The organism is Variovorax sp. Root411, assembly GCF_001425205.1.
In the GTDB taxonomy this organism is placed as follows: Bacteria; Pseudomonadota; Gammaproteobacteria; order Burkholderiales; family Burkholderiaceae_C; genus Variovorax.
Window position 1 is genome coordinate 243,812 of the sequence record NZ_LMDW01000015.1, and the last position, 24,473, is coordinate 268,284.

Below are 24,473 nucleotides of genomic sequence, written 5' to 3' on the forward strand. Positions count from 1 at the left end.
TACCATCGCGTACTTCCGGCAGCTAAGCTGTGGCCCGCCTGAATCATCCTTGAAAGGGATTGCCATGAAAAAGTTCGTACTCGCAACCACCGCCACGGCGCTCATCCTGTCCGGCTGTGCCGGCGGCATGACAGACACGCAGCGCAATACCGGCATCGGCGCCGGCATCGGCGCACTGGGCGGCGCCGCCATCGGTTCGGCCACCGGCGGCAACCGCGGTGCCATCGGCACGGGCGCCGTGGTCGGCGCGGCAGCCGGCGCGCTCGGCGGCTACCTGTGGTCGCAGCGCATGGAAAACCAGAAGCGCCAGATGGAAGCCGCCACGCAAGGCACCGGCGTCGCCGTGACCCAGACGCCCAACAACGAGCTGAAGCTGCAGATCCCGAGCGACGTGTCCTTCGACGTGGGCCGCGCCAACATCAAGCCGAACTTCGCGCCGGTGCTCGACCAGTTCGCGAATGGCCTGCGCAACAACCCGAACGCCGAGGTGCGCATCATCGGCCACACCGACAGCACCGGCTCGGACGCCATCAACAACCCGCTGTCGGTCGAGCGCGCGGCCAGCACGCGCGACTACCTCGTGGCGCACGGCGTGAACGCCGCGATCTTCCGCATCGAGGGCCGCGGTTCGCGCGAGCCCATTGCCGACAACAACAACGACGGGGGCCGGGCGCAGAACCGCCGCGTCGAAATCTACATGGGTGAACGCGGGCCGCGAGGCTGAGCGTTCACCGCACAGGGAAACCGGCCGCGTTGAAAGGCCGGTTCCCGCCACTCCCGTTCCATTGGTCCATTAAGAGGGAATCTCATGAGGAAGTTTGTCGTTTCGAGTGCGGCCGCGGCCGCGTTGCTTTTCATCGCGGGCTGCGCTTCGCAGTCGCCGCCGCCGGCCGCACCGGCCGCCGCAACGGCCGCGCCAGCCAACAGCTGGACGGCGCGCCTGGCCGCGCTGAAGACCGATCTCGAAACCTCCACCAAGGGAACGGGCGTGGTGATCGAGCAAACCGCCGACAACCAGCTGCACGTGGTGATCCCGAACGAGCTGTCGTTCGACACCGGCCGCGCCAACGTCAAGCGCAACCTCGCGCAAGTGCTCGACAAGGTCGCCGAAGGCTTGAAGAGCGCCACCGCCGCCAGCGTGCGCGTGGTGGGCCATACCGACAACACCGGCAGCGAGGAAGGCAACGAGCGCCTCTCGGTGAGCCGCGCGGACAGCGTGCGCAACCACCTGGTGGGCCGCGGCGTGTCGACCACGGCCATCACGACCGATGGCCGCGGCTCGCGCGAACCCCTGGCCGACAACGGCACCGTCGCCGGCCGCGCACAAAACCGCCGCGTCGAAATCTTCGTCGCGGAAAAGGCCTGACCCCCAGGCTTCGCGCACTTCGTGTCGCTTCGCCAACCCCCTTTCAGGGGGCAACACCTGCGGCCCGGCAAAGCCGGTTCCGCGGTGTTCGCCTGGAGGAGGCCGGGCGCCGCCGTTAAAGATCTCTGAGGCGGTTGGCGAGTTCTACGGCCGACTTCACTTCCATTTTTTCGAACACGCGCGCGCGATGGACTTCCACCGTGCGCACGCTGATCGCGAGCTGGTCGGCGATCAGCTTGTTCGGCAGCCCCTCGACCACCAGCCGCATCACGTCGCGCTCGCGGTCGGTCAGCTCGGCGATGCGCTCGCTCAGCCCGCGGCGCAGGCGTTGCACTTCCAGCGCCTGCAGCGACGCATTCAACGCATGTTCGATGCGGTCGACGAGCGCGTTGTCCGAGAACGGCTTCTCGCAGAAATCGAACGCGCCACGCTTCACCGCATCGACGGCCGTCGGCACGTCGGCATGGCCGGTCAGGAAGATCACCGGCATCGCCGGCAGCAGGCCGCGCTCGGCCAGCCGGTCGAACAGCACCAGCCCGCTGGTGCCGGGCATGCGCACGTCCAGCAGCAGACACAGCGGCTGCGCGGGCAGCGGGCCCTGGTCGAGAAACTGCTCGAACGCCTCGGCACTGCCGAAGTGCTCGCTGGCCAGGCGGCGCGAGCGCAGCAGCCAGGCCAGTGCCTCGCGCACGCTGGCGTCGTCGTCCACGATGAAGATCAAGCCGTCGATCAGTGGTTGCATGTCATGGGATCCAGCAGAAGATTGATTGTCTGAAGGCCGCCGTCAAGCGGCCGGCAGCGTGAAACGGAACACGGTGCCGCGCGGCTTGTTGGGCTCGAACACCAGCGCCCCGCCATGCTGCTCCACCACCGTGCGGCACAGGCTCAGGCCGAGCCCCATGCCGTCGGCGCGCGTGGTGAAGAAGGGCGTGAAGAGCCGCTCGGCCACGTCCTCGCCGATGCCGCTGCCCAGGTCGGCCACCGAGAACTCGAGCCAGCGCCGCGCGTCTTCCTGCCCCGTGCCACCCACCGCGACGGCACGCGCCACGCGCAGCCGCAGCACGCGGCTGCCGACGTTGTCGGGCCCGTCCATGGCCTGCATCGCATTGCGTGCCAGGTTCAGCAGCACCTGCTCGACCAGCGTGCGGTCGCACATGGCCGCCGGCAGGCGGTCTTCCAGCACCACCTCGATGATCACGCCGAGCTTGCGCGCCTGCAGCCGCACCAGGGGCAGCACCGCGTCGATCAGTGCCTGCGGCGCGACGGCCTCGCGCGTGCGGTCGCGCCGGCGCACGAAGTCGTGCACGCTGCGAATGACCTGGCCCGCACGGTCGGCCTGCTCGGCGATGCGCTTCACCGCCATCGCCACTTCGCCCTGGTCGCCCTTCGCATGCGGGCCGAGCAGGTTGAGCGAGCCGCTCGCATAGCTGGCGATGGCGGCCAGCGGCTGCGTGAGTTCGTGGCTCAGCAATGACGCCATCTCGCCGACGGTCGCCAGCCGTGCGCTGGCCTGCAGCCGCTCCTGGCTGGCGCGCGAGAGCTCCTCGATGCGGCGCTGCTCGCTCACGTCGATGAACGCACTCATCCAGCCGGTCTGCACCTTGTGCGCGTTGATGAGCGGCGCCTCGAAGATCAGCACCGGAAAGCGCGTGCCGTCCTTGCGCATGAAGACCGACTCGAAGCCTTCGCGCGGCGGCATGCCGCCGGCAAGGCGCCGTGCCTGCCGCTGCTGGTACTCGTGCGCCAGTTCGGTCGGCCAATAGGGTGCATCGGGCGCCTCGGCGTTGCCGGCCATGAGCTCCTCGGGGCTGAAGCCGACCATCTCGCAGAAGGCCGGGTTCACGTAGGTGATGCGGCCCTGCAGGTCGCGCGCGCGCAGGCCGGTGATGACCGAGTCTTCCATCGCCTTGCGGAAGGCCAGCGCGTCGGCCAGGTCGCGCTCGGCGCGCAGGCGCCGGCGCGTGTCGCGCGCAAGCAGCACCAACACCGACACCAGCGCGATCGAGATCGCCGTGACCAGCGCGGTGAGCATGTTCGGGAACAGGTCGGGCGCGGCGCGCCAGCCGTCTACGCGCAGCATCAGCGCGGCGCCCGGCAGGTCGATCAGCTGCTGCGCGGTGAACACCCGCGTACCGACGCGCCGCGAGCTGCCGAGTGCCACCAGCCGCGTGCCGTCGGCCTCGGTGAAGGCCACTTCCTGGCCGCGCGTGAGCGTGGGGCCGACCAGCTCGATCAGCGCGTCGCGCAGCGAGTAGCTGGCCACGAGGTAGCCGCCGCCATCGATCGGCAGGCACAGCTCCATCACCTCGATGCCGCCGCCGCCGGCGATCGGCACATAGTGGCTCGGCGAATAGGCCGGCGCGCCGAGCTTGCGTGCGGCGGCGCAGGCCAGCATCACGTCGGACTGGTCAGGGCCGCGGCTCTCCTCGTCGAGGATGCGCATGCGGTAGGGCGTGTTGACGGCCTGCTGCGTGCGCATGGCGGCATCGCGCCATTCGAGCCGCAGCCATTCGCGGTGCTCGCGCAGCAGCGCGGCCGCGGCCGTGGACCATTGTGTGCGGTCGGCGCCCGGGGCCTGCGTGGCGCGCAGGCTCTGCGCATTGCGCTGGAAGCCGCTGCGCAGGTCGGAGACGGCATCGGCGGTGTCGCGGTCGAGCGCGGCCTGCACCTGCTCGACCTCGTGCCGGCCGGCGAGCCACACCACCGTCACCAGCAATACCGACACCAGCACCGCCATCAGCAGCCACAGGAACCAGCGCTGCCACAGCGAGCGCAGCCGCGCGAACGCCAGCAGCGCCCACCGCTGCGGTGCGACGGTCAGCAGCGCATCAGACATCGCTAGATCACGCAGTGCGAGAGCACGGGTAGCTGCGCGCGCGTGCTCTCGACCCTTGCGGCATCGATGTCGAACAGCACCACGCCTTCTTCGCTGTCCTGCTGCGCCACCACCGTGCCCCAAGGGTCGACGATCAGCGACTGGCCCCAGGTCCGGCGGCCGTTCTCGTGTGTGCCGCCCTGCGCGGGTGCGACCACCCAGGCCAGGTTCTCGATGGCACGGGCGCGCAGCAGCACCTCCCAGTGGGCGGCGCCGGTAGTGCGCGTGAAGGCGCTGGGCACCAGCAGCAGGTCGGCGCCCTGCTTCGCGAGCGCGCGGTAGAGCTCGGGAAAGCGCAGGTCGTAGCAGACGCTCATGCCCACGCGCCAGCTGTGGCCGTCGCGCGATGGCAGGTCGAACACCACGGGCTGCGTACCGGGCGCGATGACGCGACGCTCGTCGTAGCGCTCGGTGCCGTTGTCGAAGAAGAACAGATGGATCTTGTCGTAACGCGCCACGCACTGCCCCTCGGGCGAGAAGGCCAGCGAGCTGTTGAACACGTGCTCGGCATCGTTGCTCTCGATGGGCAGCGTGCCGCCGACGATCCACAGGCCGAACTCGCGCGCCGCATCGGCCAGGAAGCCCTGCACCGCGCCCGCGCCGGCGGTCTCGCGCAGGCCCAGCTTGTCGGTGTCGCGTGCGCCCATCATGCAGAAATACTCGGGCAGCACCGCGAGCTCGGCGCCGGCTGCGGCCGCCTGCGCGAGCAGGCCGTGGGCACGGGCGAGGTTGGCTTCGCGGGCGATGGCCGACACCATCTGGATGGCTGCGACTTTCATTGCGTGGTCTCCGTTTTCTTGCCTTCGTTCGCGGCCGGCGAACCCGGCAGGCCGGGGATGGCCGGAATGCTGTGGGGCAGCAGTTGCAGCGTGCGTGGCACCTTCGCTATTTTGGGGTCGGCCCAGGTGCCTTCGATATGGAACTCCTGCGTGGCGGCCGCCGCCAGCGGCTTGCTCAATACCCATTGGGCCAGGAAGGTGCCCAGGCCGATGGCCGGGTTGATGGCGGTGGCCACGAGCGCGGCCGTGCCCGCATTGATCTCGGGCACCACCACCACGCGCAGGTTCTGCGTCTCGCGCACGATGTCGGCCGAGCCGTCCATCAGCGCGGCGGCGTTGACGCCCTTCATCTGCAGGTTGTTGGTGCTGGCGATGCCCTTGTTGATCTTCGCGTCGCCGCGGATGAAGTCGAAGGCGAAGCCCTGGCTGAAGACGTCGCGGAAGTCGAGCGTGAGCCGGCGCGGCAGCGCCTGCAGGCTCAGCACGCCGAGCAGCTTGGCCAGGCCCGGGTCGGCCTTGAGGAACTGGCCCTGCTCCACGTCGACCTGCAGCTGCCCGCCCAGGCTCGGGTAGTCGAGCGAGAACGGCGAACCGCGCCAGTTGACGTCGCCCTCGAGCCGCCCGCGGCCGCGCGACAGCACACCCGGCATGCCGAAGCGCGTGAGCAGGTCGCCGGCATCGGTGATGTCGAGCTTGAACGTCATGGCGGTGCGGCGCTGGCCGGCCGCGGCACCGGGCACCGCCGCCCAGGTGCCCTTGGCCGCGAAGCTGGCCTCGGGCATGGTGAAGGTCAGCTTGTTGAGCGCCCATTCGCGGCTCGCGCCCCCGCGGTTGACCGCATCGATCTCGGCGCGGCCGAGGCGCTTGCCGAGCAGTTCGAAATCGTCGATCACGATGTCGAGGGCCGGCAGGGTGCCGGGCTGCTCGTCGAGCAGGGTCTCGACCTGCGTGGCCTCGGCCGGTGCGATCTTCAGCCGCGCGAGCCGCGCATGGAGGCGCCCGGCCTGCGCGTGGCGGTATTCCGCATAGCCGCTGAGTTCGGTGGCGTCGATGTTGGCGCGCCAGACGGCGCCGTCGCGCGTACCGCCGAGCACCACGTTGTGCAGTGTGCGGCCCGCGATGCCGAGCTGCTGCGCGCGCACCGCGATGCGCGTGGGCAGGTAGGCCTGCGAGGGGTCGTCGGCGCGCTCCGCGGTCTCGGTGCCGGTGCCGGTCGCCTCGCCGAGCAGCGCCTGCCATGCCGCCATGTCGAGCTTGGCGACGTTGACGTTCGCGAACACGCCCTTGTCGGGCAGGCTGGCCGTCTCGCCCGCCGCGAGGCCGACGCCGATGCTACCGCGCAGCACGCGTGCCTCGTTGCCGACGAGATCGCGCACGTACTGGACGGCGCCGACGCGGCCAAGGTCGAGCGAGAGCTGGTCCTGCGTGGCCACGATGGCGCCCTGTTTCGTGGTTTCGCGTGCGAGCACCTTCTTCTCGATGCGCAGCGGCATCTGCTCTTCGGCCGTCTTCACGAGCGGCGGCGGCAGCTGCAGCGCCAGGCCCTGCAGGCTGCTGGTGAGCGAGAACTCGGGCGTGCCGTCGCGCATCGAGAAAGTGGCCGCATAGGGTGTGCTGCCGGTCGCCTTCTTCGCGAGGCGGGCGAGCCAGTCGACCTCGCGCGCGCCGCGCAGGCCCTCGGCCGTGGCCGTGCCCTGCGCCTTCAAGGCCACTTCGCGATTCGGGCCGGTGAAGCGGCCGCGGCCTTCGACGCGGATGTCGCCGCCGAGCAGCCTGGCCTGCACGCCGGCCAGCGAAAAGCCGGTTTCGGTGAAGCTGAGCGTGCCCTTGGCCTGCGTGAATGAAGGCGCCTCGGGCACGACCTGCAGCTCGTTGTCGGCCAGCGCCACGGTGGCCTGTACCTTGGCGTTTTCCATGGCCGCGAGGGGCAGTTCGAGGTGCAGCTTGTAGTCGGCCGAACCGGTGGCGCGCGCGGTTCGCATGATCTCTCCGGTTTCTCCGGCCAGCGGCGCGCCCGCGCGCAGCACCTCGCCGAGCGGCCCCTTGGCCTGCGCATCGACGCGCAGCATCGAGGCGTGGTGCGACATGTCGGGGATCTGCGCCTCGGCCTTCGTGATCTCGACACCGGGCGCACCGACGATGCGGCCGCGCGCGTTGCGCACCAGCATGCCGGCGCGCTCGAACACGAGCTCGCCCGACAGGCCGGTGAGCGGCGGCCACACCGGGGCGGGCGTGCCGTTGCGCAGCGGCGCGGAGGACGGCGGCACGTAGGCGTAGTTGACGTCGGCCACCTTGGCGGCGATGCGGAAGTCACCCTGTTTCGGGTCCATGAAGGGCATGTCGTGCAGGTCGCCGCGCACGCGGAAGTCGACGCTGCTGGCGATGCCCTTGGTGACGGCGTTGCGCACGTAGTCGCGCGTGTGCTGGGGAATGTCGAGCGGCAGGTAGCGGAACACGCGCGTGCCGTCGGCGCGGGTCAGCTTGCCCTGCAGGTCGAGCACGCCGGGAAAGCGCCCGTGGCCGCTGGAGACAGCCGGGTCGCTGGTGCGCCAGGTGGCTTCGGCATCGCCCTCGGCATCGGTGTTGGCAAAACGCAGCTTCGACAGCTGCAGCTGCGCGTTGCCGTTGTCGAGCTTCCATTGCAGCTGCGCCGAGAGCCGGTCGATGGGAATGACCGGCTCTTCGAACACGCCCGGGAACTCGAGCGTGCCCTGTGCGATGGCGAGCGTGGCAGTGCCGCCGGTGTGGGTGGCGTCGAAATCGACCGCGGCGCCGCTCAGGCCGGGAGTGCCGGGATGCGCCCTGGGCGGGGTGGTTGCCGCATCCGTCTTGCCGGGCTGCGAAGCGATGCGCAGGCCGCTGACGCGGCCCTTGGCCTGGTAGCGGCTGGGCGCCCCCAGCGGGCCCTGCCAGTTCAGGTCGACGTGCTCGACGAGGCCGCGTGGCGCGTAGGCGTCGAGCACGCGGTGCGTGGCATCGCCCAGCGGCAGCCGGTCGGCGATGAGGGCCAGCGCAGCCAGGTCGAGGCGGTCGGCGCGCAGCGCGCCGTGCTCGGGCGTGCGGCCCCGGTTCGGCGTGTGCTGCAGCCACAGGTTGCCGCCGGGCCAGCGCAGGCCGTCGCTGGTGTCGAACTGCAGCGCGGTGGTCGAGAACTCCAGCGTCTCCTCGGTGAACTGCCCCGCGAGGCGGCCGGTGACGGCGCGCAGCACCAGCGGCTGCAGGCCCTTGTCGAGCGACACGTCGACCTTGTCGAGCCCCAGGTCGGCCGCGCCGCCGACGACCTGGCCGTCGTCCACGTCGGCCCACACGCGCAGCGCGCCGTTGCCTTCGCGGATGCGGGCGTCGAGCGACACGTACTGGCCCAGCCGGGTCACGTCGATGTAGGGCAGGTCGGCATAGAGCTGGCCGTCCCAGGTCTGCCAGTGGCCGCTGCGGATGGACAGCAGCGGCTGGCGGAACTGGCCGCGCAGGGTGAAGCGCTCGCCCCAGCCGGCCGGCGGCGTGGCGTCCAGCCGCAGCCCGTGGCGCCGGGCGCTGTTGCGCGCGACGAAGCGCACGTCGGTCAGCAGCAGCGGTTCGGCCTGGCGCTGCTCGTCGGTCCAGCGCACGGTGCCGCCTTCGATGACCAGTTCGCGCTGGGCAAAAAACCAGTCGGCGCCGCGGGTTTCCCCGCTCGTGTCTGTCGCCATGTGCAAGCCGGCCACATGGAGTTTTCCCTGGGTGTCGCGGCGCACGTCGAGCTGCGGACCCTCGATGTAGAGCTGCTCGAAGTTGAGCCTCCAGAGCGAGCGCGGCGACACGCTGGCCACCACGCGCACGAGGCGCAGGGCCTCGCGGTTGCCGGCGTCGTGCAGCACCACGTCGCGCAATTCGAAGGCCGGGAAAAGCCCTTCGGAGCGGGCGGTGATCGATCCGATGCGGACCGGCACGCCGATCGCCTTGCTAGCCTGTGCCTCCAGTGCGCCGCGAAAATCGCCGATTCGCGGCACAATCCACGCGTGTAGGACAACGACTGACAGTGCCAGCAGAAGCCATGCAGCGATCAACAGACTCAGCAGCCAGCGCGCTGTCACAGCGGTTAATTTGAGCAGACGTGAAGGGGAAGACGCCGTGTCGTTCATTGAGGATCGCGCTGTGTCGGGAATTATGACCGCCAGCATTCAGAGGGGTTCCACGGAAACCAGCATCAGTGTGAACCACTTGCCAGACACTTCGACGCAGGCCGCGTCATCTTCTTACTCACGCTTCGTGCAGCGCCTGCGTCGCAGGTATGCGGCCGAGCTTTCATTGCTTCCCCCTGGTGCGCCGCGGCGCGAGTCGATGATGGTGGCTTACGAGGCATTGCGCCGGCGTGGGGACAGCGTCGGCGATGCACTTCGGATTGTGCGGCAGCTCGTGATGGAGCGGCTCGTGACGCTCGACTGCGACGAGCAGGCGCCGCTGGCCGTGGTGACCACCGCCGTCACCGAACTGGCCGAGCTGGCACTCGATATTGCGTGCCAGGACGCCTGCCACGAACTCGACGCGGTGCACGGCGCGCCGCTCGGCCCCGAGGGCCAGCGCTCGCAGCTGTGGATCGTCGGCATGGGCAAGCTCGGCGCGCGCGAGCTCAACGTGTCGAGCGACATCGACCTGATCTACCTCTACGACGTCGACGGCGAAACGAAGGGCGACGCCGACGGCCGCGGCCGGCTGGCCAACCAGGAGTACTTCTCGCGCGCCGTGAAGCGCATCTATGCGCTGGTGGGCGACACCACCGAGCACGGTTTCGTGTTCCGCGTCGACCTGGCGCTGCGGCCCAACGGCAATTCGGGCCCGAGCGTGGTTTCGCTCGATGCGCTCGAAGAATATTTCCAGGTGCAGGGCCGCGAATGGGAGCGCTTCGCCTGGATGAAGAGCCGGGTGGTGGCGCCGCGCGACATCGTGCTCGCGGGCCAGGCCCAGGGGCTGCGCGGTGCGGTGCTGCCCTTCGTGTTCCGGCGCTACCTCGACTACAGCGTGTTCGATTCGCTGCGCGTGCTGCACCGGCAGATCCGCGAGCAGTCGGCGCGCCGCAGCGCCGGGCGGCCGGAGCGAGCCAACGATGTGAAGCTGTCGCGCGGCGGCATCCGCGAGATCGAGTTCACCGTGCAGCTGCTGCAGGTGGTACGCGGCGGCCAGTTCCCCGAACTGCGCACGCGGCCCACGCTCGATGCGCTGCAGCGCCTCGCGCGCGCCAACCTCATGCCGCAGGAAACCGCCGATGCGCTGGCCGCGGCTTATGAGTTCCTGCGCCGCGTGGAGCACCGCATCCAGTACCTCGACGACCAGCAGACCCACGCGCTGCCGGTGTCCGATGACGACCTGCGCTGGATTGCCCAGACCATGGGCTACGACTGCTGCGCCTTCCTCGAGCAGCTCGACACGCACCGCGAGTTCGTCGCGCAGGAGTTCGACAAGCTGCTCGGCGGCGAGAAGCCCTGCAACGGCAAGTGCAATGGCAAGAAGGCCTCCGCCGCGCCGGCCGATCTCGCCGATCTGCTCGACGATCTGCCGGCCGCTTTCGCCGACCGCATCCGCGACTGGTGCGAAACGCCGCGCGTGCTCGCCCTGCGCGAGGAGACGCGCGGGCGGCTGCGCCAGCTGGTGCAGCGCACCGGCCAATGGCTCAAGGAGCCCGATGGCGACGGCCCGGGACAAACGCCGCGCCACGTCGACGCGGCCTTGCGCTGGGCCGACTGGATCGAGCCGCTGCTGCGCCGCGAGAGCTACCTCGCGCTGCTGGTCGAGCGCCCGGCCGTGCAGGAACGCCTGCTGCGCCTGCTCGGCGCCGCGAAGTGGCCCGCGCGCTACCTGATGCAGCACCCGGGCGTGATCGACGAACTGGCGAGCGACGAAATGCTGTCGGGCCGCTTCGTGGCCGCCGAGTTCGAGCGCGAGCTCGAGGCGCGCCACACCTCGCTCACCCGCACCGGCGAAGCCGACGAAGAGCGCCTGCTGAACCTGCTGCGCCACGCCCACCACGCCGAGGTGTTCCGCACGCTGGCGCGCGACGTCGACGGCCGCATCACCGTCGAGCAGGTGGCCGACGACCTGAGCGCGCTGGCCGACACCACCTTGCGCGTGACCGCCCACTGGTGCTGGCCGCACGTGCGCAACCGGCACCGCGAGGTGCCGCAGTTCGCGATCATCGGCTACGGCAAGCTGGGCGGGAAGGAACTGGGCTACGGCAGCGACCTCGACATCGTGTTCGTCTATGACGACGACGACGAGCGCGCTGGCGAGGTCTACGCGGCCTACGTGCGCAAGCTCATCAACTGGCTCACGGTGAAGACGCGCGAAGGCGACCTGTTCGAGATCGACACCGCCTTGCGGCCCAACGGCAACTCCGGCCTGCTGACCACCAGCTTCGAGGCCTACGAAAAGTACCAGCTCGGCCGCGGCAGCAACACCGCGTGGACCTGGGAACACCAGGCCATGACGCGCGCGCGCTTCGTGCTCGGCAGCGAGGACCACGGCGCCGAGCTGGGCGCGCGTTTCGACCAGGTGCGCGAGGCCGTGCTGGTATCGCCGCGCGACCGCGAGGCGCTGAAGGCCGAGATCATCGCCATGCGCGACAAGCTGCGTGGCGCGCGGCCGGTGAAGGCCGACCGCTTCGACGTGAAGCACAGCCCCGGCGGGATGGTCGACGCCGAATTCGCAGTGCAGTTCCTGGTGCTGTCGTCGTCGGGCGAGCACCCCGAGCTGATCCCGAACGTGGGCAACATCGCACTGCTGCTGCGCGCCGAACTCGCGGGACTGCTGCCTGAAGGCGTGGGCCGCAATGCGGCACGGGCCTATCGCGAGCTGCGCCGCGTGCAGCATCGCGCGCGCCTGAACGAAGAACCGACGCAGGTCACCCCGCCCGCACTGGCCGCCGAGCGCGACGCCATGCTGGCACTATGGAAGGCCGTATTTGGCTGACTTGGCTCACCCCCAGGCTTCGCGCACTTCGTGTCGCTTCGCCTCCCCCCTTGCAGGGGGCAACACCGGCGGCCCGGCAAAGCCGGTTCCGCGGTGTTTCTGGCGCGAACCGTATCGAGAAGCTGCGGCAGTGTGTGCTGCAGTCGCAATCGCCATCCTTCTTGCGGGCTGCGCCAGCGGTCCGCGCAGCGGGGGCGGCGTTGCCAGCGGCCGCGACGGGCCGGGCACGAACATTCCGCCGGACCTCGCCAGCGTGCCCGACGCCGAGCCCCGCATCGAATCCGTCCGTGCCAGCGGCGGCACCAGCAAGCCGTACACCGTGCTGGGCCGCGGCTACCAGCCGATCACCGACGACCGGCCTTTCCGCGAATCGGGGCTGGCCTCGTGGTACGGCCGCAAGTTCCATGCGGCATCCACCTCGAGCGGCGAACCCTACGACATGTACGCCATGACGGCCGCGCACAAGACGCTGCCGCTGCCGAGCTACGTGCGCGTGCGCAACCCCGCCAACGGGCGCGAGGTGATCGTGCGCGTGAACGACCGCGGGCCGTTCGTGGACGGCCGCGTCATCGACCTGAGCTACACGGCCGCGCTGAAGCTCGACCTGCTGCGCGGCGTGGCGCCGGTGGAGATCGAGCGGATCACCAACGAGGAGATCCGCACCGGCGCATGGCGGCGCGACGCCGGCACGGCCTACGCCGCGGCGCCCGCGTCCGCCCCTGTGGCCGTACCCGTCTCCGCACGAGTACCGCCAGCGCGCGTGGCGAGCGCGCAGCAGGTGCGGGTGCCGGCCGAATGGGTGGCGCCGATCACCGCGGCGGACAACGACATCCCTCCGCCCGCATCGACGATGCCGGTCGCGCCGCAGACACCGATGGCGACAACCAATCCGCCCGGCGCCGAAACCGAATCGGCACAGTGGCCGCCTTCCACGCCGCCGCGCCAGGCCATCGTGGTGAACGACCTCGCGCCGCTGCAGGCCGCACCTTCGCCGCCGCCCCCGTTGCGGGCAGGAGCGCCCGCACCGTCCATCGCCCTACCGGGCTTCTGGGTGCAGCTCGGCGCGTTCCGCGAACGCGAAGGCGCGGAGAGCCTGCAAAACCAGGCGTCCCGCGGCGTGCCTTCGCTGGCATCGCAGCTGCGGGTTTTCAGCGAGGCTGGCACGCACCGGCTGCAGGCCGGTCCCTTCGCCTCGCGCAATGCGGCCGGCGAGGCGGTCACGCAGTTGCGCGAGAGCCTGCGCATCTCGCCGATGGTGGTGGAGCGCCGCTGAGCGCTGCCCTGAGGCGGTTCAGGGCATGGCCTTGGCGGCCACCGGCATGCGCATGCCGACGCCCATGCGGTTCCAGGCATTGATCTGCGCGATGGCGACGGAAAGCTCGGCAATCTCGACTTCGCTGAAATGCGCCTGCAGCGCCTCGAACTCGGCGTCGCGGCCGCCATGGTGCTCGGACAGGCGCGTCAGCGTTTCGGCCCAGGCGAAGGCGGCGCGCTCGCGCTCGCTGAAGAAGCTTACTTCGCGCCAGGTCGCGAGGCTGTTGATGCGCTGCCAGTCTTCGCCCTGCTGGCGCAGGTCGCGCACGTGCATGTCGAGGCAATAGGCGCAGCCGTTGATCTGCGAGACGCGGGCGTAGACCAGGTCGAGCAGTGTCTTGCCGAGCGTGCTGGCCTCGAAGGCGCCGTTCACGCCGAGCATGGCCTGGAAGGCCTTGGGGACGGTCTTGTACCAGTTGAGACGGGGGGTGCTGTTCATGGTGCTCTGACTCCAATGAGTGGGTTGAAACGAATCTGCCTACCCCCTGAAGACGTGGCGGCCGAACGCCTTGTGACACGTCGCGCGAAATTATTTTTTCGGCGAAGAAAAATACAGGCGTGCGATGTGCGCCAGCTTGTCCGGGTTGCGCTGCGCGCGGATGCGCACGATGCGGTCGTTCTCGATCTCGAAGGTCTGGGCCGATTCGAGTTCGCCGTCGAAAAACCGCAGCATGCCGGGCTCGCCATTGATCTCGACCAGTTCCATGCGTACCGCCGGCCCCATGCGGCGCCAGAGCGCGAAGTACAGCTGGGCCAGGCGCTGGCTGCCGCGCAGGATCTTGCTGAAGCTCTGCACCTTGCCGCCGCCGTCGCCGATGAGTTCGGCGTCCTCGGCCATCAGCGACTTCAGGTCCTGCAGGCTGCCGCGCGCGGCGGCGTCGGCGAAGGCGCGCAGCAGGCGCTGGTGAGTTTCGCGCGGCACGCTGAAGCGCGGGCGCCCTTCCTGCACCTGCGCCTTGGCGCGGTGCACGAGCTGGCGGCAGGCGGCCTCGGTCTTTTCGAGCGTGCGGGCGATCTCGTCATAGTCGGCGTCGAAGACTTCGCGCAGCAGGAAGGCGGCGCGGGCCTCGGGCGCGAGGCGCTCCAGCACGGCGAGGAAGGCGACGGAGATGTTGTCGGCGCGCTCGAGCAGCTGTTCGGGGCTTTCCGACGCATCGGTCAGCACGGGCTCGGGCATCCAGGCGCCGATGTAGTGCTCGCGCTGGACCTTGGCGGCGCGCAGCCGGTCGATCGACAGGCGGGTGACCACCGTCACGAGCCAGGCTTCGGCGCTGTCGAAGCTGGCCTTGTCGGCTTCGTGCCAGCGCAGCCAGGCGTCCTGCACGACCTCCTCGGCCTCGGCCATGGAGCCGAGCATGCGGTAGGCAATGCCCTGAAGGCGGCGGCGGTGGCTGTCGAAGGCGAGGGTCGGGTCGTCCATGCCCGATTAGACGGTTGGCACCCGCAGGTTGTGAACCCCGAAACTCCAAAAAAATCGCCCCGGGGTGCGGGGCGAGGTTTTGTTTACGCGCCTTGGTATTCAGGCTTGGGGCCGAGGGTGGCCGCGACTTCCTTGCGGTAGCGGTTCAGCTCCTGCACCGTCTTGAAGCTGCGGTTCATCAGCAGGCTCAGGTTGTGCAGGATGCGCTCGCCGACCTTGGTTTCCCAGACGGCATCGAACTTGATCTGCTTGTCGAGCCAGTGCTCCAGCCAATCGGGGTCGGGCATGCGGCTCTGGATGGTGTCGTTCGGGAACAGCGCCTTGTTGACGTGCAGGTTCGTCGGATGCAGCGCCTGCGCGGTGCGGCGGGCACTGGCCATCAGGACGCCGACCTTGGTGAACGCGGCACGGGCCTCGTCGCCGAACTTTTCCATCGCGCGCTTCATGTAGCGCAGGTACGCGCCGCCGTGGCGGGCTTCGTCCTGGCTCAGCGTGGTGTAGATGTGCTTGATGACCGGCTCGGTATGCCACTGGGCGGCGCGGCGGTACCAGTGGTTCAGGCGGATCTCGCCGCAGAAGTGCAGCATGAGGGTTTCGAGCGGCGGGGCCGGGTCGAAGTCGAAGCGCACTTCGTGCAGTTCCTGCTCGGTGGGCGCGTGCTTGGGGCTGAAGCGCTTCAGGTATTCCATGAGCACCAGCGAATGCTTCTGCTCCTCGAAGAACCAGATCGACATGAAAGCGGAAAAGTCGCTATCGTGGCGGTTGTCGCGCAGGAACATCTCGGTGGCCGGCAACGCCGCCCACTCGGTGATCGCATTCATCTTGATGGTCTGTGCCTGCTCTTCCGACAGCAAGGAAGCGTCGAACGACTGCCAGGGAATGTCCTTGTCCATGTCCCAACGGACGGATTCGAGTTGTCTGAAGAGTTCCGGATAGAGCATCAATGTCTTTCTTTGGCCGCCGATTTTAGTCGGCCCGTTTGGCGCGACCATGACAGACGCGCGATGATGCGAATACGCGCGCCGTTGCGGCACGGATGCACACCTCCCTTTTGAACCAGGATCCCGCGATGCGAACCCTTTTCTTATTGTCGACGCTCTGGCGATGCGCCCCTGCGGTTTCCCTCGTGGCGGGCCTCGTTTCGATCGTGCCGGCACAAGCCCAGACGGCCTCCGCGGCACCCGCTCCGGCAGAGGCCTCGGGATGCCCTGCAATCCTGCAACACACCTTCCCAAGGCTGCAGGATGAAAAACCCCAATCTTTGTGCCAGTATTCCGGCAAGGTGGTTCTGGTGGTCAATACGGCCAGCTTCTGCGGTTTCACCCCGCAATACAAGGGGCTGGAGTCGCTGGACATGAAATACCGCTCGCGCGGGCTGGTGGTGCTGGGCTTTCCGTCGAATGACTTTGCCCAGGAATCGGGTTCCAACAAGGAAATTGCCGACTTCTGCGAAAGCACTTTCGGGGTGAAATTCCCGATGTTCGCCAAATCATCGGTGCGCGGCACCGACGCGAATCCGCTGTTCAAGCAGCTCGCGCAGGCCTCGGGCACCACGCCCAAGTGGAATTTCTACAAATACCTGATCGGGCGCGACGGCAAGGTCGTGCAGGCGTGGTCGAGCATGACGGCGCCGGATGAAAACGGCTTCGTGAACGTCATCGAGAAGCAGCTCGGACCCAATTGACACCGATGCGCCCGGTGAGGAATTTGAAGACACAAACGTTTACCAAACCAGCGGGAACCGTCCGGCGGATGCCGCGCTCCTAACTCGCGTGGGCAGTGATTGCCCACCCGTTTTCATGTTGCGAGGTCTTCCGGGCGCTTGCCGTCCGGTCGAAATCCCGAGGCGATTCTTCTCCTCCTCCCTCCCTCCCTCCTTCGCGTCGGGGCGCCTCGCAGCATTTTTGTCTTCCAGCCGCAGACGTTGAAAAGGCGCCTCGCGGCGCCTTTTTCAGGGTTTGGTGTCGATGAAGCTGGGCCTCAGCATCAGCTTGTCGTACAGCTTGGCCAGGTTGCCGTGCTCCCCGCGCCAGTCGATATCGGGAAAGCGCAGGTCCAGCCAGCCCAGCGTGCAGCCCACCGCGATGTCCGACAGGCTCAGGTGGATGCCGCTGCAAAAGGGCTTGTCGCCCAGGCCCTTGGCCATCGCGGCAATTCCGCCCTCTACCTTGTTGCGCTGGCGCTCGATCCAGGCTGCGCTGCGCTCGCCGTCGCTGCGCCCGGTCCAGGTGGCTTCCAGGCGCCAGAGCACGCCGGCGTCCATGACGCCATCGGCCAGCGCCTCCCAGGTCTTGACCTCGGCGCGCTCCCGACCCTGCTGGGGAATCAGCTTGCCGACCGGCGAGAGGGTGTCCAGGTATTCGACGATCACGCGGGAGTCGAACATCGCCTCGCCGCCTTCCATGATCAGGCAGGGAACCTTGCCGAGCGGGTTGGAATGGGAGATCGTGGTGTCGGCGGCCCAGACGTCCTCGAGCACGAACTGGTAATCGAGCCGCTTCTCCGCCAGCACCACGCGCACCTTGCGCACATAAGGGCTGGCGGCGGATCCGATCAGTTTCATGAAGACTCTCTCCCTGCTTGATTGACGTTTGTTGAAAGTCATTTTAGGTGAACGAGGAAACCGGAGCCCCGAATCAGCCGCAATCTGTCGGGACCACCCCACGGACCGGCGGCCGCCTAAAATTCGGGCATGAGCTTTTCCACCGTCTCCGCCCTCTCCCCCCTTGACGGCCGCTATGCGGCCAAACTCGCGGCGTTGCGTCCGCTGATGAGCGAACAGGGCTATATGCACCGCCGCGTGCAAGTCGAGGTGGCGTGGTTCATTGCGCTGTCCGACTGCGGCTTCGCCGAATTCAAGCCCCTTACTGGCGGCGCCCGCAAGTACCTGCTGGGCCTGGTGTCCCACTTTTCCGAGGCCGACGCGCTGGCCATCAAGGAAATCGAGAAAACCACCAACCACGACGTGAAGGCGGTCGAATACTGGATCAAGTCCAAGTTCGAAGCCCGGCCCGAGCTGCTCGCAGCCGCCGAGTTCGTGCACTTCGCCTGCACCAGCGAAGACATCAACAACACCAGCCACGCCCTGCAGATCCAGGCCGCGCGCGACAAGGTGGTGCTGCCGGCCATCGACGGCCTGATCACCAAGCTGCGCGAAATGGCGCACCAGTTCGCCGACGTGTCGATGCTCTCGCGCACGCACGGCCAGACCGCCAGCCCGACCACGGTCGGCAAGGAAATCGCCAACGTGACGGTGCGCCTGTCGAAGGCCCGCGCGCAGATTGCCTCGGTGCAGCTGCTGGGCAAGATGAACGGCGCGGTCGGCAACTACAACGCCCACCTGGCCGCCTGGCCCGAGTTCGACTGGGAAGCCTTCAGCCGCAAGGTCATCGAAACGCCCGCGCCGCTCGGCCTGGGCCTGAACTTCCAGCCGTACAGCATCCAGATCGAGCCGCACGACTACATGGCCGAGCTGTTCGACGCGGTGGCGCGCGCCAACACGATCCTGGTCGACTTCTCGCGCGACATCTGGGGCTACGTGAGCCTGGGCTATTTCAAGCAGCGCCTCAAGAAGGGCGAGATCGGCTCCTCGACCATGCCGCACAAGGTCAACCCGATCGACTTCGAGAACGCCGAAGGCAACCTGGGCCTGGCCAACGCAGTGCTGCGCCACCTGAGCGAGAAGCTGCCCATCAGCCGCTGGCAGCGCGACCTGACCGACAGCACGGTGCTGCGCAACATCGGCGTGGCCTTCGGCTATGCCACGCTGGCCTACGCGAGCCTGGCCACGGGCCTGGGCAAGCTCGAACTCAACGAGGAAGCGCTGGCCGAAGACCTCAATGCTTCGTGGGAAGTGCTGGCCGAGCCGATCCAGACTGTGATGCGCCGCTTCGGCGTGCAGGGCGCCTACGAGCAGCTCAAGGAAGTGACGCGCGGCAAGACCGTGACGGCCGAGGCGCTACACGGGCTGATCCGGTCGCTGGAGATTCCCCAGGCCGAAAAGGACCTGCTGCTGGCCATGACCCCCGCGAGCTACGTCGGCAAGGCCGCCGAGCTGGCGAAGCGCGTCTGATGGCGCTCAAGTCCACCATCTTCAAGGCCAACCTCGCGGTCGCCGACATCGACCACGGCTACTACGCCGACCATGCGCTGACGCTGGCGCGCCACCCGAGCGAGACCGACGAGCGGATGATGATCCGGCTCGTCGCGCTCGCGCTCAACGCGCACCAGCTGCAGGACGTGTGCAACGGCGACGGTACGCTGGCCTTTGGCGCCGGCCTGTCGAACGTCGACGAGCCCGACGTCTGGCTGCGCGACTTCACGGGCGAAGTGAAGATCTGGATCGAGGTCGGCCAGCCGGAAGACAAGCCCGTCATCAAGGCCTGCGGCAAGGCGGACGAGGTGATCGTCTACTGCTTCAACCACGCGGCCGAGATCTGGTGGCGCGGCATCGAGAACAAGCTCACGCGGCCGCAGAACCTGAAGGTCTATCGCGTGCCGACGAATGCCTCGCAGGCACTGGCCGCGCTGGCGCAGCGCAGCATGCAGCTGCAGGCGACGATCCAGGAAAACACGCTGACGCTGGGCGACGGCGTGAACAGCATCGACGTCGAGTTGCTCAAGTGGAAGTAGCCCCGCGCGGTTAAACCGCCGGCATCATCGCGCCGCACTGCCAGCACTGCTCGAAGCCGCCTTCGACCTGCTCGCCGCACACGCACCGCCAGCTGCGCTGCGGGCGATGCTGCAGTTCATGCAGCAGGCGCCTGGCGAGGTCGAACTGGGCCTCGTCGTCGATCCAGATCTCGGGCAGGCATTGGTCGGGCGGCAGCTGGCCCATCACCGCGCCGAGGAATTCGCGCTGCACGGTGGCGGCCACGCCTTCTTCGCGCAAGGCGTGCGCCCACACGGCCGCGATCGCAAGGTTGGGGGCTTGCGCGAGGCGGCGCATGGTCAGGGGGCCCAGTTTTTCTCGTCGTCGGGGTCGAACTCGGGCTCGGCCGCGGATGGCGGCGAGGGCTCGGCTTCGCGTGCGCGCTCGGCATAGCGGTTGAAGCGCCAGGCCGAGTCTTCCATCGTGATGCGGCGCCAGGTGGCGCGCTTCTCGACGGGCGTCATGGCGGGCCAGTGCTGCACCTCGTCGAAGCTGCGGCCGCAGCCCTTGCATTCGTCGTCGCCCTGGCTGGTGGAGCAGATCGCGATGCAGGGGGTGTCGGGCGTGCTTTCGTACCAGGCCATCCAGGCGGCCCAGGCCTTGGGCGGAAAACCGAGCTCGTCGACCTCGTCCTCGTGATGGAAGACCATGAGCGCGTAGACCTCGGCCAGCGCGCGCAATTCGGGGCCGAGCGTGACGCCGTCGGGCGACGGCGTCTTCTCGCGCCAGTGGTTGATGGCGGCCTCGATGTCGGTGATGTGTATGGCGGCCATGAACGTGAAAATGCAGCGGACGGCGATCATAGTCCGGCAATGTCCCGAAACGGCGAAGGGACAAGATTGCTATTAATAAAAGAGCATCCAGCGCACTGTTCATGCGCTTCTCGAGGCGGTTCTCTTTAAACCCCTGAAAACTTTCGATTGCGCCGCCGCGAGCTTCGATGCTCTAATTCCCCCACGAAGGGGAGTAGCTCCCGACCGCTGTCCACCGCAGCGCGAATCGTCAGGTCGTCAATACGAAGCAAAACACTTCCGGCCTGCCGGACAACGTACGTGCACTCGCACGCAGCGCTGTCGAGCGAGACCTTCGATTTGAACCTGTGCAGGTTTGGTCGAAGCGTCGCCAGTCTCTGGAGTCCCCGGTGTCACCCGGCCTTCATTCCTCGCTTTCGACCTTCCCCGCATGGGATGAATCGAAACGCATCTGCATGCGCCTCCGTCGCCGCCCCTGAAGGGAGAGACAGGGGCGCGAAGACAAAAGAGGAATCTATGGAAATGTTCATGACCCCGGAGTTCTGGGTCGCGGTCGGTCAGATCATCATGATCGACATCCTGCTCGGCGGCGACAACGCCGTCGTCATCGCGCTGGCCTGCCGCAAGCTGCCGCCGGCCCAACGCACCAAGGGCATCCTGTGGGGTACCGCCGGCGCCATCGTGCTGCGCGTGATCCTGATCTTCTTCGCGCTGACCCTGCTGGCCATTCCGTTCCTGAAGCTGGTGGGCGCGATCCTGCTGCTGTGGATCGGCGTCAAGCTGCTGGCCCCCGAGCATGACGACGCACACGGCAACATCACCGGCAGCGACAAGCTGTGGGGCGCGGTCAAGACCGTGATCGTGGCCGACCTCGTGATGAGCGTGGACAACGTCATCGCCATTGCCGGCGCCGCCCAAGGCGCGGGCGAAAGCCACCAGATGCCGCTCGTGATCTTCGGCCTGCTCGTGAGCATCCCGATCATCGTCTGGGGCAGCCAGCTGGTCATCAAGCTGATGGACCGCTTCCCGATGATCATCACGCTGGGCGGCATGCTGCTCGGCTGGATCGCCGGCACGATGGCGGTGTCCGACCCCGCGCTGGCGAACACCGCCGCCTGGACCTGGGTGCCGAAGGTGCCGCAGACCGACGTGATCAAGTACGCCGCCGGCGTGGCCGGTGCGCTGCTGGTGCTGGCAATCGGCAAGTGGGCGGCCGCGCGGCATGCCCGCAACAAGAATGAAGAACAGGCGGCGACGGCCAGCTGAACGCCGGTGGTCGCTCCCCTGCCCCGAACTTCCTGTCCGAACCAGTCCCAGTCACTCTAACTACCTGAAGGAGCACCCCATGGAAAAGGTCATTCTTTATGTCGACGACGTCACTTACGCCTGTGGGCAGTTCGCCGAACTTGCGCCGGACGCGAACAGCGTCGTGGCACGCCATTGGGTGCTCGTGGCCTGCGCGCCGCGCATGACGCATCGCATCAGCAAGTGGGTGAGCCACAGCGCGCGCGAGAACTGGCGCGCCAAGTGGTTCAGCAAGGTGCAGGCGCAGATGCTGCCGCTGCTGGAGCGCAATGGCGGCCAGGTGACCCCGGTGCTGGCCAAGGGCCCGCTGGCCGAACTGACGGCACAGCTCAAGCGCGAGCACTCGGCCGTTCACGTGGTCGATGCGCGCCGCCCGAAGATCGGCGTCGACCTGGAACCGGTCACGCCGGAGCAGACACCGGCCCATCAATCGGGCTGGGCTTTTCCCGGCGCCGTGATGGGCATGGGTGCGCTGCTGGTGCTGGCGAACGAGCTGGCCGAGTAAGACGGCACGAAACTCCCCGACGAGCCCCGGTGCGGCAACGCCCCGGGGCTCGTTGTTTTACAGGCCCTGGGGTATCCTGCCCGCCATATGCGCATCATCATCAAATGGCTGCTCAGCGCCGTCGCGCTGCTGGCGGTGGCTTATCTCTACAGCGGTGTCCAGGTTGCCAGCTTCGGCTCCGCGCTGATCGCGGCCGCGGTGATCGGCCTGCTCAACATGGTCGTGCGGCCGGTGCTGGTGGTGCTGACGCTGCCGGTCACCGTCATCACGCTCGGGCTGTTCCTGTTCGTGATCAACGCGCTGCTTTTCTGGGCCGCGTCGGGGCTGCTCGGCGGCTTTCACGTCAACGGCTTCGTGGCCGCGCTGATCGGCTCGCTGCTGTATTCGCTGCTGGGGCTGCTGATCGAGGCCGCGCTGGGCGGGCTGGTGCCCAGCAGGCGCTGAGCGCAGCGGCTACTTCAGCGGCGGCTCGGCCGCCTGCTCCTTCACCAGCACTTCCACGGCCCGTGCGCGGGTGTCGACGATCGACGCCTCGTAGTGATCGACCACCTTGGACTGGCGAATGAGTTCCTGCGCCGCCTTGAAACGGTCGCGCGCGGCCGGGTAGTCGAGGATCGCCACGTTCGCCTCGGCATCGGCGCGCACCGCGCGCAGCGTGTCGTTCTGCGCGCCGTAGAGGTTGGCGAGCGCGTGCCACGCCCCCGCATCGCGCGGGTTCGCGGCGACCCAGTCGCGCAGCACGGGAACCATCGGTGCGGGCTGTCGCATTGCCGCCGCGGCTTCGGCCGCGAGCAGCATCTCGGGCCGCTCCTTCGACCTGGCATCGAGCAGCGCGGCCGCCTTCGGCGCTGCGCCCGCGGCCAGTTCGATCTCCGCGCCAAGCCAGCGCGCCTGCTTCGCCGCGGCCGGGTCGTCCGCCGTGCGCGCGGCCAATCGCTCCGCCAGTGCGCGGGCCGTCTTGTAGTCACGCATCTCCCTGGCCGACAGCGCAGCCGCGTACAGCGTGCCGGCCTGCTGGGCCGGCGAACTCTTCGCGAACTCGCCGCTGGAGGCGGATTCGACCCAGAGCCGGAGCACGTCGACGCCCGGGCGCGTGAGCACGCGGGCGCGCGAGGCGATCATGGCGTGGTCCATCGCCAGCGGGACCGGCGGCGCCGCGTCCATGCGGAACTGGAAGCGGCCCTGCATGTCGGAAATGCGCTCGGTGGTCAGCGGATGGCTGCGCAGGTAGGGGTACGAGCCGTTGTCGTTGAGGCGCGAGGCGTACTGCAGCTTCTCGAACATCGCGGCCGCGCCCTGCGGCGCGAAGCCGGCCTGCGTCATCACGCCGAAGCCGATGCGGTCGGCCTCGCGCTCCATGTCGCGCGAAAAGCTCAGTTGGTTCTGCGCAAAGAGCGCCTGGCTGCCCATCATCACGGCCTGGCCTGCATCGCCGTTGCGGCTCTTGCCGGCCGCGATCATCCCGAGGATCAGGCCGGCGAGCATCAACGGCATCTGCTTGCCCTGCCGGGTCATGATGCGCGAGATGTGGCGCTGCGTGACGTGCGAAAGCTCGTGCCCCAGCACCGTGGCCAGCTCGTCGCGGCTGCCGACCGCGGCAACGAGGCCGAGGTTGAGCCCCAGGTAGCCGCCCGGCAGCGCGAAGGCATTGATGTTGCGGTCGCGGCCCAGCAGGATCGTCCAGGCGAAGCGCTCGTCGAGCTCGGGCGTGAGCTCGCCGCGCGCGCGGGCGGCCGCCAGCAGGCGCTGCCAGATGTCCTGCACGTAGGCGGCGATCACCGGGTCGTCGATGTAGTCGGTGTCGCGGTACAGCTCGCGGGCGATCTGGTCGCCCAGGTGGCGCTCGGCGCTGGCCGTCATCTCGCCGCCGTCGCCGAGGCCGGGCAGCACCTGCATCTGCGCCAGGGCCGATGTGGGCAACAGCACCTGCGAAGCTATCAGGAACGTAGCGCACAGCGACCGCAGGGCGGGCTTCAGCTGGCTTTTTCTGGGGTGTCGTGGAGTCAAGCGCGGCATTCCTCGTCTGTGGCTCGGGCTCGTATGATGCACCTCCAACCCGATCGTTCACACATGAGCTCTCTCACCCATTTTGACGCCCAGGGACAGGCACACATGGTCGACGTGGCCGCCAAGTCCGCCACCCACCGCGTGGCCGTGGCCACCGGCCGCATCGAGATGCAGCCGGCGACGCTGGCGCTGATCGAGTCCGGAACGGCCAAGAAAGGCGACGTGCTTGGCGTCGCGCGAATCGCGGGCATCCAGGCGGCAAAGAAGACGAGCGACCTGATTCCGCTGTGCCACCCGCTGGCGTTGACGCGCGTGGCGGTGGCGTTTGCGATTGCCGATGCGGGGGCGGTGCCTCAGGTGACCTGCACGGCGACCGTCGAGACGGTCGGGCCGACCGGGGTGGAGATGGAAGCGCTGACGGCGGTGCAGGTGGCGCTATTGACGATCTACGACATGTGCAAGGCGGTGGACCGGGGAATGCGGATTACCGATGTGCATGTGCTGGAGAAGCATGGGGGGAAGTCGGGGAGCTGGGTGGCGGGCTAAGTCACCGGGCA

At 68.2% G+C, this 24,473-nt stretch carries 22 protein-coding genes; 11 read left to right on the plus strand and 11 right to left on the minus strand.

The annotated features are described in order from the left end of the window. The first annotated feature begins 64 nt into the window (after positions 1–64). Both ASC92_RS15230 and ASC92_RS15235 read left to right on the plus strand, forming a co-directional pair. Entirely contained in the window at positions 65–724 is a 660-nt protein-coding gene (locus tag ASC92_RS15230; protein ID WP_056517000.1) for an OmpA family protein, read from the plus strand. An 84-nt stretch (positions 725–808) separates the two neighbouring features. Beyond that, positions 809–1,366: an OmpA family protein gene (locus ASC92_RS15235; protein WP_056517003.1), complete on the plus strand. Its 558-nt coding sequence runs from the start codon at positions 809–811 to the stop codon at positions 1,364–1,366. Positions 1,367–1,481: 115 nt separating this feature from the next. Here the strand turns inward: ASC92_RS15235 and ASC92_RS15240 are convergent, their stop codons facing one another. From ASC92_RS15240 to ASC92_RS15255, 4 genes are read right to left on the minus strand one after another with little or no spacing between them, the layout of a single operon-like run. Further along, positions 1,482–2,108 (minus strand): response regulator transcription factor, encoded by a 627-nt coding sequence (locus ASC92_RS15240; RefSeq protein ID WP_056517008.1) that lies wholly within the window; start codon positions 2,106–2,108, stop codon positions 1,482–1,484. A 42-nt stretch (positions 2,109–2,150) separates the two neighbouring features. After that, a complete protein-coding gene (locus tag ASC92_RS15245; protein WP_056517011.1) occupies positions 2,151–4,202 on the minus strand; it encodes a two-component system sensor histidine kinase NtrB in 2,052 nt (683 codons plus the stop codon). Between the two features lie 2 nt (positions 4,203–4,204). Continuing rightward, positions 4,205–5,020 carry a carbon-nitrogen hydrolase family protein gene (locus tag ASC92_RS15250; RefSeq protein WP_056517014.1) on the minus strand — a complete coding sequence of 272 codons (816 nt, stop codon included), beginning with the start codon at positions 5,018–5,020 and terminating at the stop codon, positions 4,205–4,207. Then, entirely contained in the window at positions 5,017–9,141 is a 4,125-nt protein-coding gene (locus ASC92_RS15255) for a YhdP family protein (RefSeq protein WP_056517016.1), read from the minus strand. Before ASC92_RS15255 ends, ASC92_RS15250 begins: the two co-directional genes overlap by 4 nt. 25 nt (positions 9,142–9,166) lie before the next feature. On the opposite strand from ASC92_RS15255, the gene glnE reads away from it, so the two are divergent. Together glnE and ASC92_RS15265 are read left to right on the plus strand one after the other, a co-directional pair. Beyond that, the gene (glnE, locus tag ASC92_RS15260) at positions 9,167–11,962 is read left to right on the plus strand and encodes a bifunctional [glutamate--ammonia ligase]-adenylyl-L-tyrosine phosphorylase/[glutamate--ammonia-ligase] adenylyltransferase (protein ID WP_056517018.1); all 2,796 of its coding nucleotides are present in this window, start codon (positions 9,167–9,169) and stop codon (positions 11,960–11,962) included. 130 nt (positions 11,963–12,092) lie between these two features. Further along, positions 12,093–13,235 (plus strand): septal ring lytic transglycosylase RlpA family protein, encoded by a 1,143-nt coding sequence (locus ASC92_RS15265; RefSeq protein ID WP_056517020.1) that lies wholly within the window; start codon positions 12,093–12,095, stop codon positions 13,233–13,235. A gap of 18 nt (positions 13,236–13,253) precedes the next feature. Here the strand turns inward: ASC92_RS15265 and ASC92_RS15270 are convergent, their stop codons facing one another. From ASC92_RS15270 to ASC92_RS15280, 3 genes are all read right to left on the minus strand, one after another. Further along, entirely contained in the window at positions 13,254–13,715 is a 462-nt protein-coding gene (locus tag ASC92_RS15270) for a carboxymuconolactone decarboxylase family protein (protein WP_056517023.1), read from the minus strand. Between the two features lie 90 nt (positions 13,716–13,805). Beyond that, on the minus strand, positions 13,806–14,696 hold the full coding sequence (locus ASC92_RS15275) for an RNA polymerase sigma-70 factor (RefSeq protein WP_056517026.1): 891 nt from the start codon (positions 14,694–14,696) through the stop codon (positions 13,806–13,808). 83 nt (positions 14,697–14,779) lie between these two features. Next, complete coding sequence (locus ASC92_RS15280; RefSeq protein ID WP_056517030.1) at positions 14,780–15,637, minus strand: hypothetical protein; 858 nt, start codon at positions 15,635–15,637, stop codon at positions 14,780–14,782. Positions 15,638–15,765: 128 nt separating this feature from the next. Here ASC92_RS15280 and ASC92_RS15285 point away from each other — a divergent pair, with 128 nt between their 5' ends. After that, positions 15,766–16,380, plus strand: a complete 615-nt coding sequence (locus ASC92_RS15285) for a glutathione peroxidase (RefSeq protein ID WP_056517036.1) — start codon at positions 15,766–15,768, stop codon at positions 16,378–16,380. A gap of 267 nt (positions 16,381–16,647) precedes the next feature. On the opposite strand, the gene ASC92_RS15290 is transcribed toward ASC92_RS15285, so the two are convergent. After that, entirely contained in the window at positions 16,648–17,259 is a 612-nt protein-coding gene (locus ASC92_RS15290; RefSeq protein WP_056517040.1) for a glutathione S-transferase N-terminal domain-containing protein, read from the minus strand. Between the two features lie 129 nt (positions 17,260–17,388). Between ASC92_RS15290 and purB the strand changes: the two genes are divergently transcribed. Together purB and ASC92_RS15300 are read left to right on the plus strand one after the other, a co-directional pair. Then, a complete protein-coding gene (gene purB / locus ASC92_RS15295; RefSeq protein WP_056517043.1) occupies positions 17,389–18,768 on the plus strand; it encodes an adenylosuccinate lyase in 1,380 nt (459 codons plus the stop codon). After that, the gene (locus ASC92_RS15300; protein ID WP_056517047.1) at positions 18,768–19,328 is read left to right on the plus strand and encodes a YaeQ family protein; all 561 of its coding nucleotides are present in this window, start codon (positions 18,768–18,770) and stop codon (positions 19,326–19,328) included. The genes purB and ASC92_RS15300 overlap by 1 nt, the downstream gene beginning before the upstream one ends. Positions 19,329–19,338: 10 nt before the next feature. Here ASC92_RS15300 and ASC92_RS15305 read toward each other — a convergent pair whose 3' ends face one another. Further along, a complete protein-coding gene (locus tag ASC92_RS15305) occupies positions 19,339–19,644 on the minus strand; it encodes a putative signal transducing protein (protein ID WP_056517050.1) in 306 nt (101 codons plus the stop codon). 2 nt (positions 19,645–19,646) lie between these two features. Then, on the minus strand, positions 19,647–20,120 hold the full coding sequence (locus ASC92_RS15310; RefSeq protein WP_056517871.1) for a DUF3717 domain-containing protein: 474 nt from the start codon (positions 20,118–20,120) through the stop codon (positions 19,647–19,649). Positions 20,121–20,615: 495 nt separating this feature from the next. Between ASC92_RS15310 and ASC92_RS15315 the strand changes: the two genes are divergently transcribed. From ASC92_RS15315 to ASC92_RS15325, 3 genes are all read left to right on the plus strand, one after another. Further along, positions 20,616–21,365, plus strand: coding sequence for a TerC family protein (locus ASC92_RS15315; RefSeq protein ID WP_056517053.1), 750 nt, complete (start codon positions 20,616–20,618; stop codon positions 21,363–21,365). 79 nt (positions 21,366–21,444) lie between these two features. Then, the gene (locus ASC92_RS15320) at positions 21,445–21,909 is read left to right on the plus strand and encodes a hypothetical protein (RefSeq protein ID WP_056517054.1); all 465 of its coding nucleotides are present in this window, start codon (positions 21,445–21,447) and stop codon (positions 21,907–21,909) included. Between the two features lie 87 nt (positions 21,910–21,996). Continuing rightward, a complete protein-coding gene (locus ASC92_RS15325) occupies positions 21,997–22,353 on the plus strand; it encodes a phage holin family protein (RefSeq protein ID WP_056517057.1) in 357 nt (118 codons plus the stop codon). A 9-nt stretch (positions 22,354–22,362) separates the two neighbouring features. Here the strand turns inward: ASC92_RS15325 and ASC92_RS15330 are convergent, their stop codons facing one another. Beyond that, positions 22,363–23,925, minus strand: a complete 1,563-nt coding sequence (locus ASC92_RS15330) for a M48 family metalloprotease (RefSeq protein ID WP_056517061.1) — start codon at positions 23,923–23,925, stop codon at positions 22,363–22,365. Positions 23,926–23,979: 54 nt separating this feature from the next. Here ASC92_RS15330 and moaC point away from each other — a divergent pair, with 54 nt between their 5' ends. After that, entirely contained in the window at positions 23,980–24,462 is a 483-nt protein-coding gene (moaC, locus tag ASC92_RS15335) for a cyclic pyranopterin monophosphate synthase MoaC (RefSeq protein ID WP_056517873.1), read from the plus strand. The last annotated feature ends 11 nt before the right edge of the window (positions 24,463–24,473 follow it).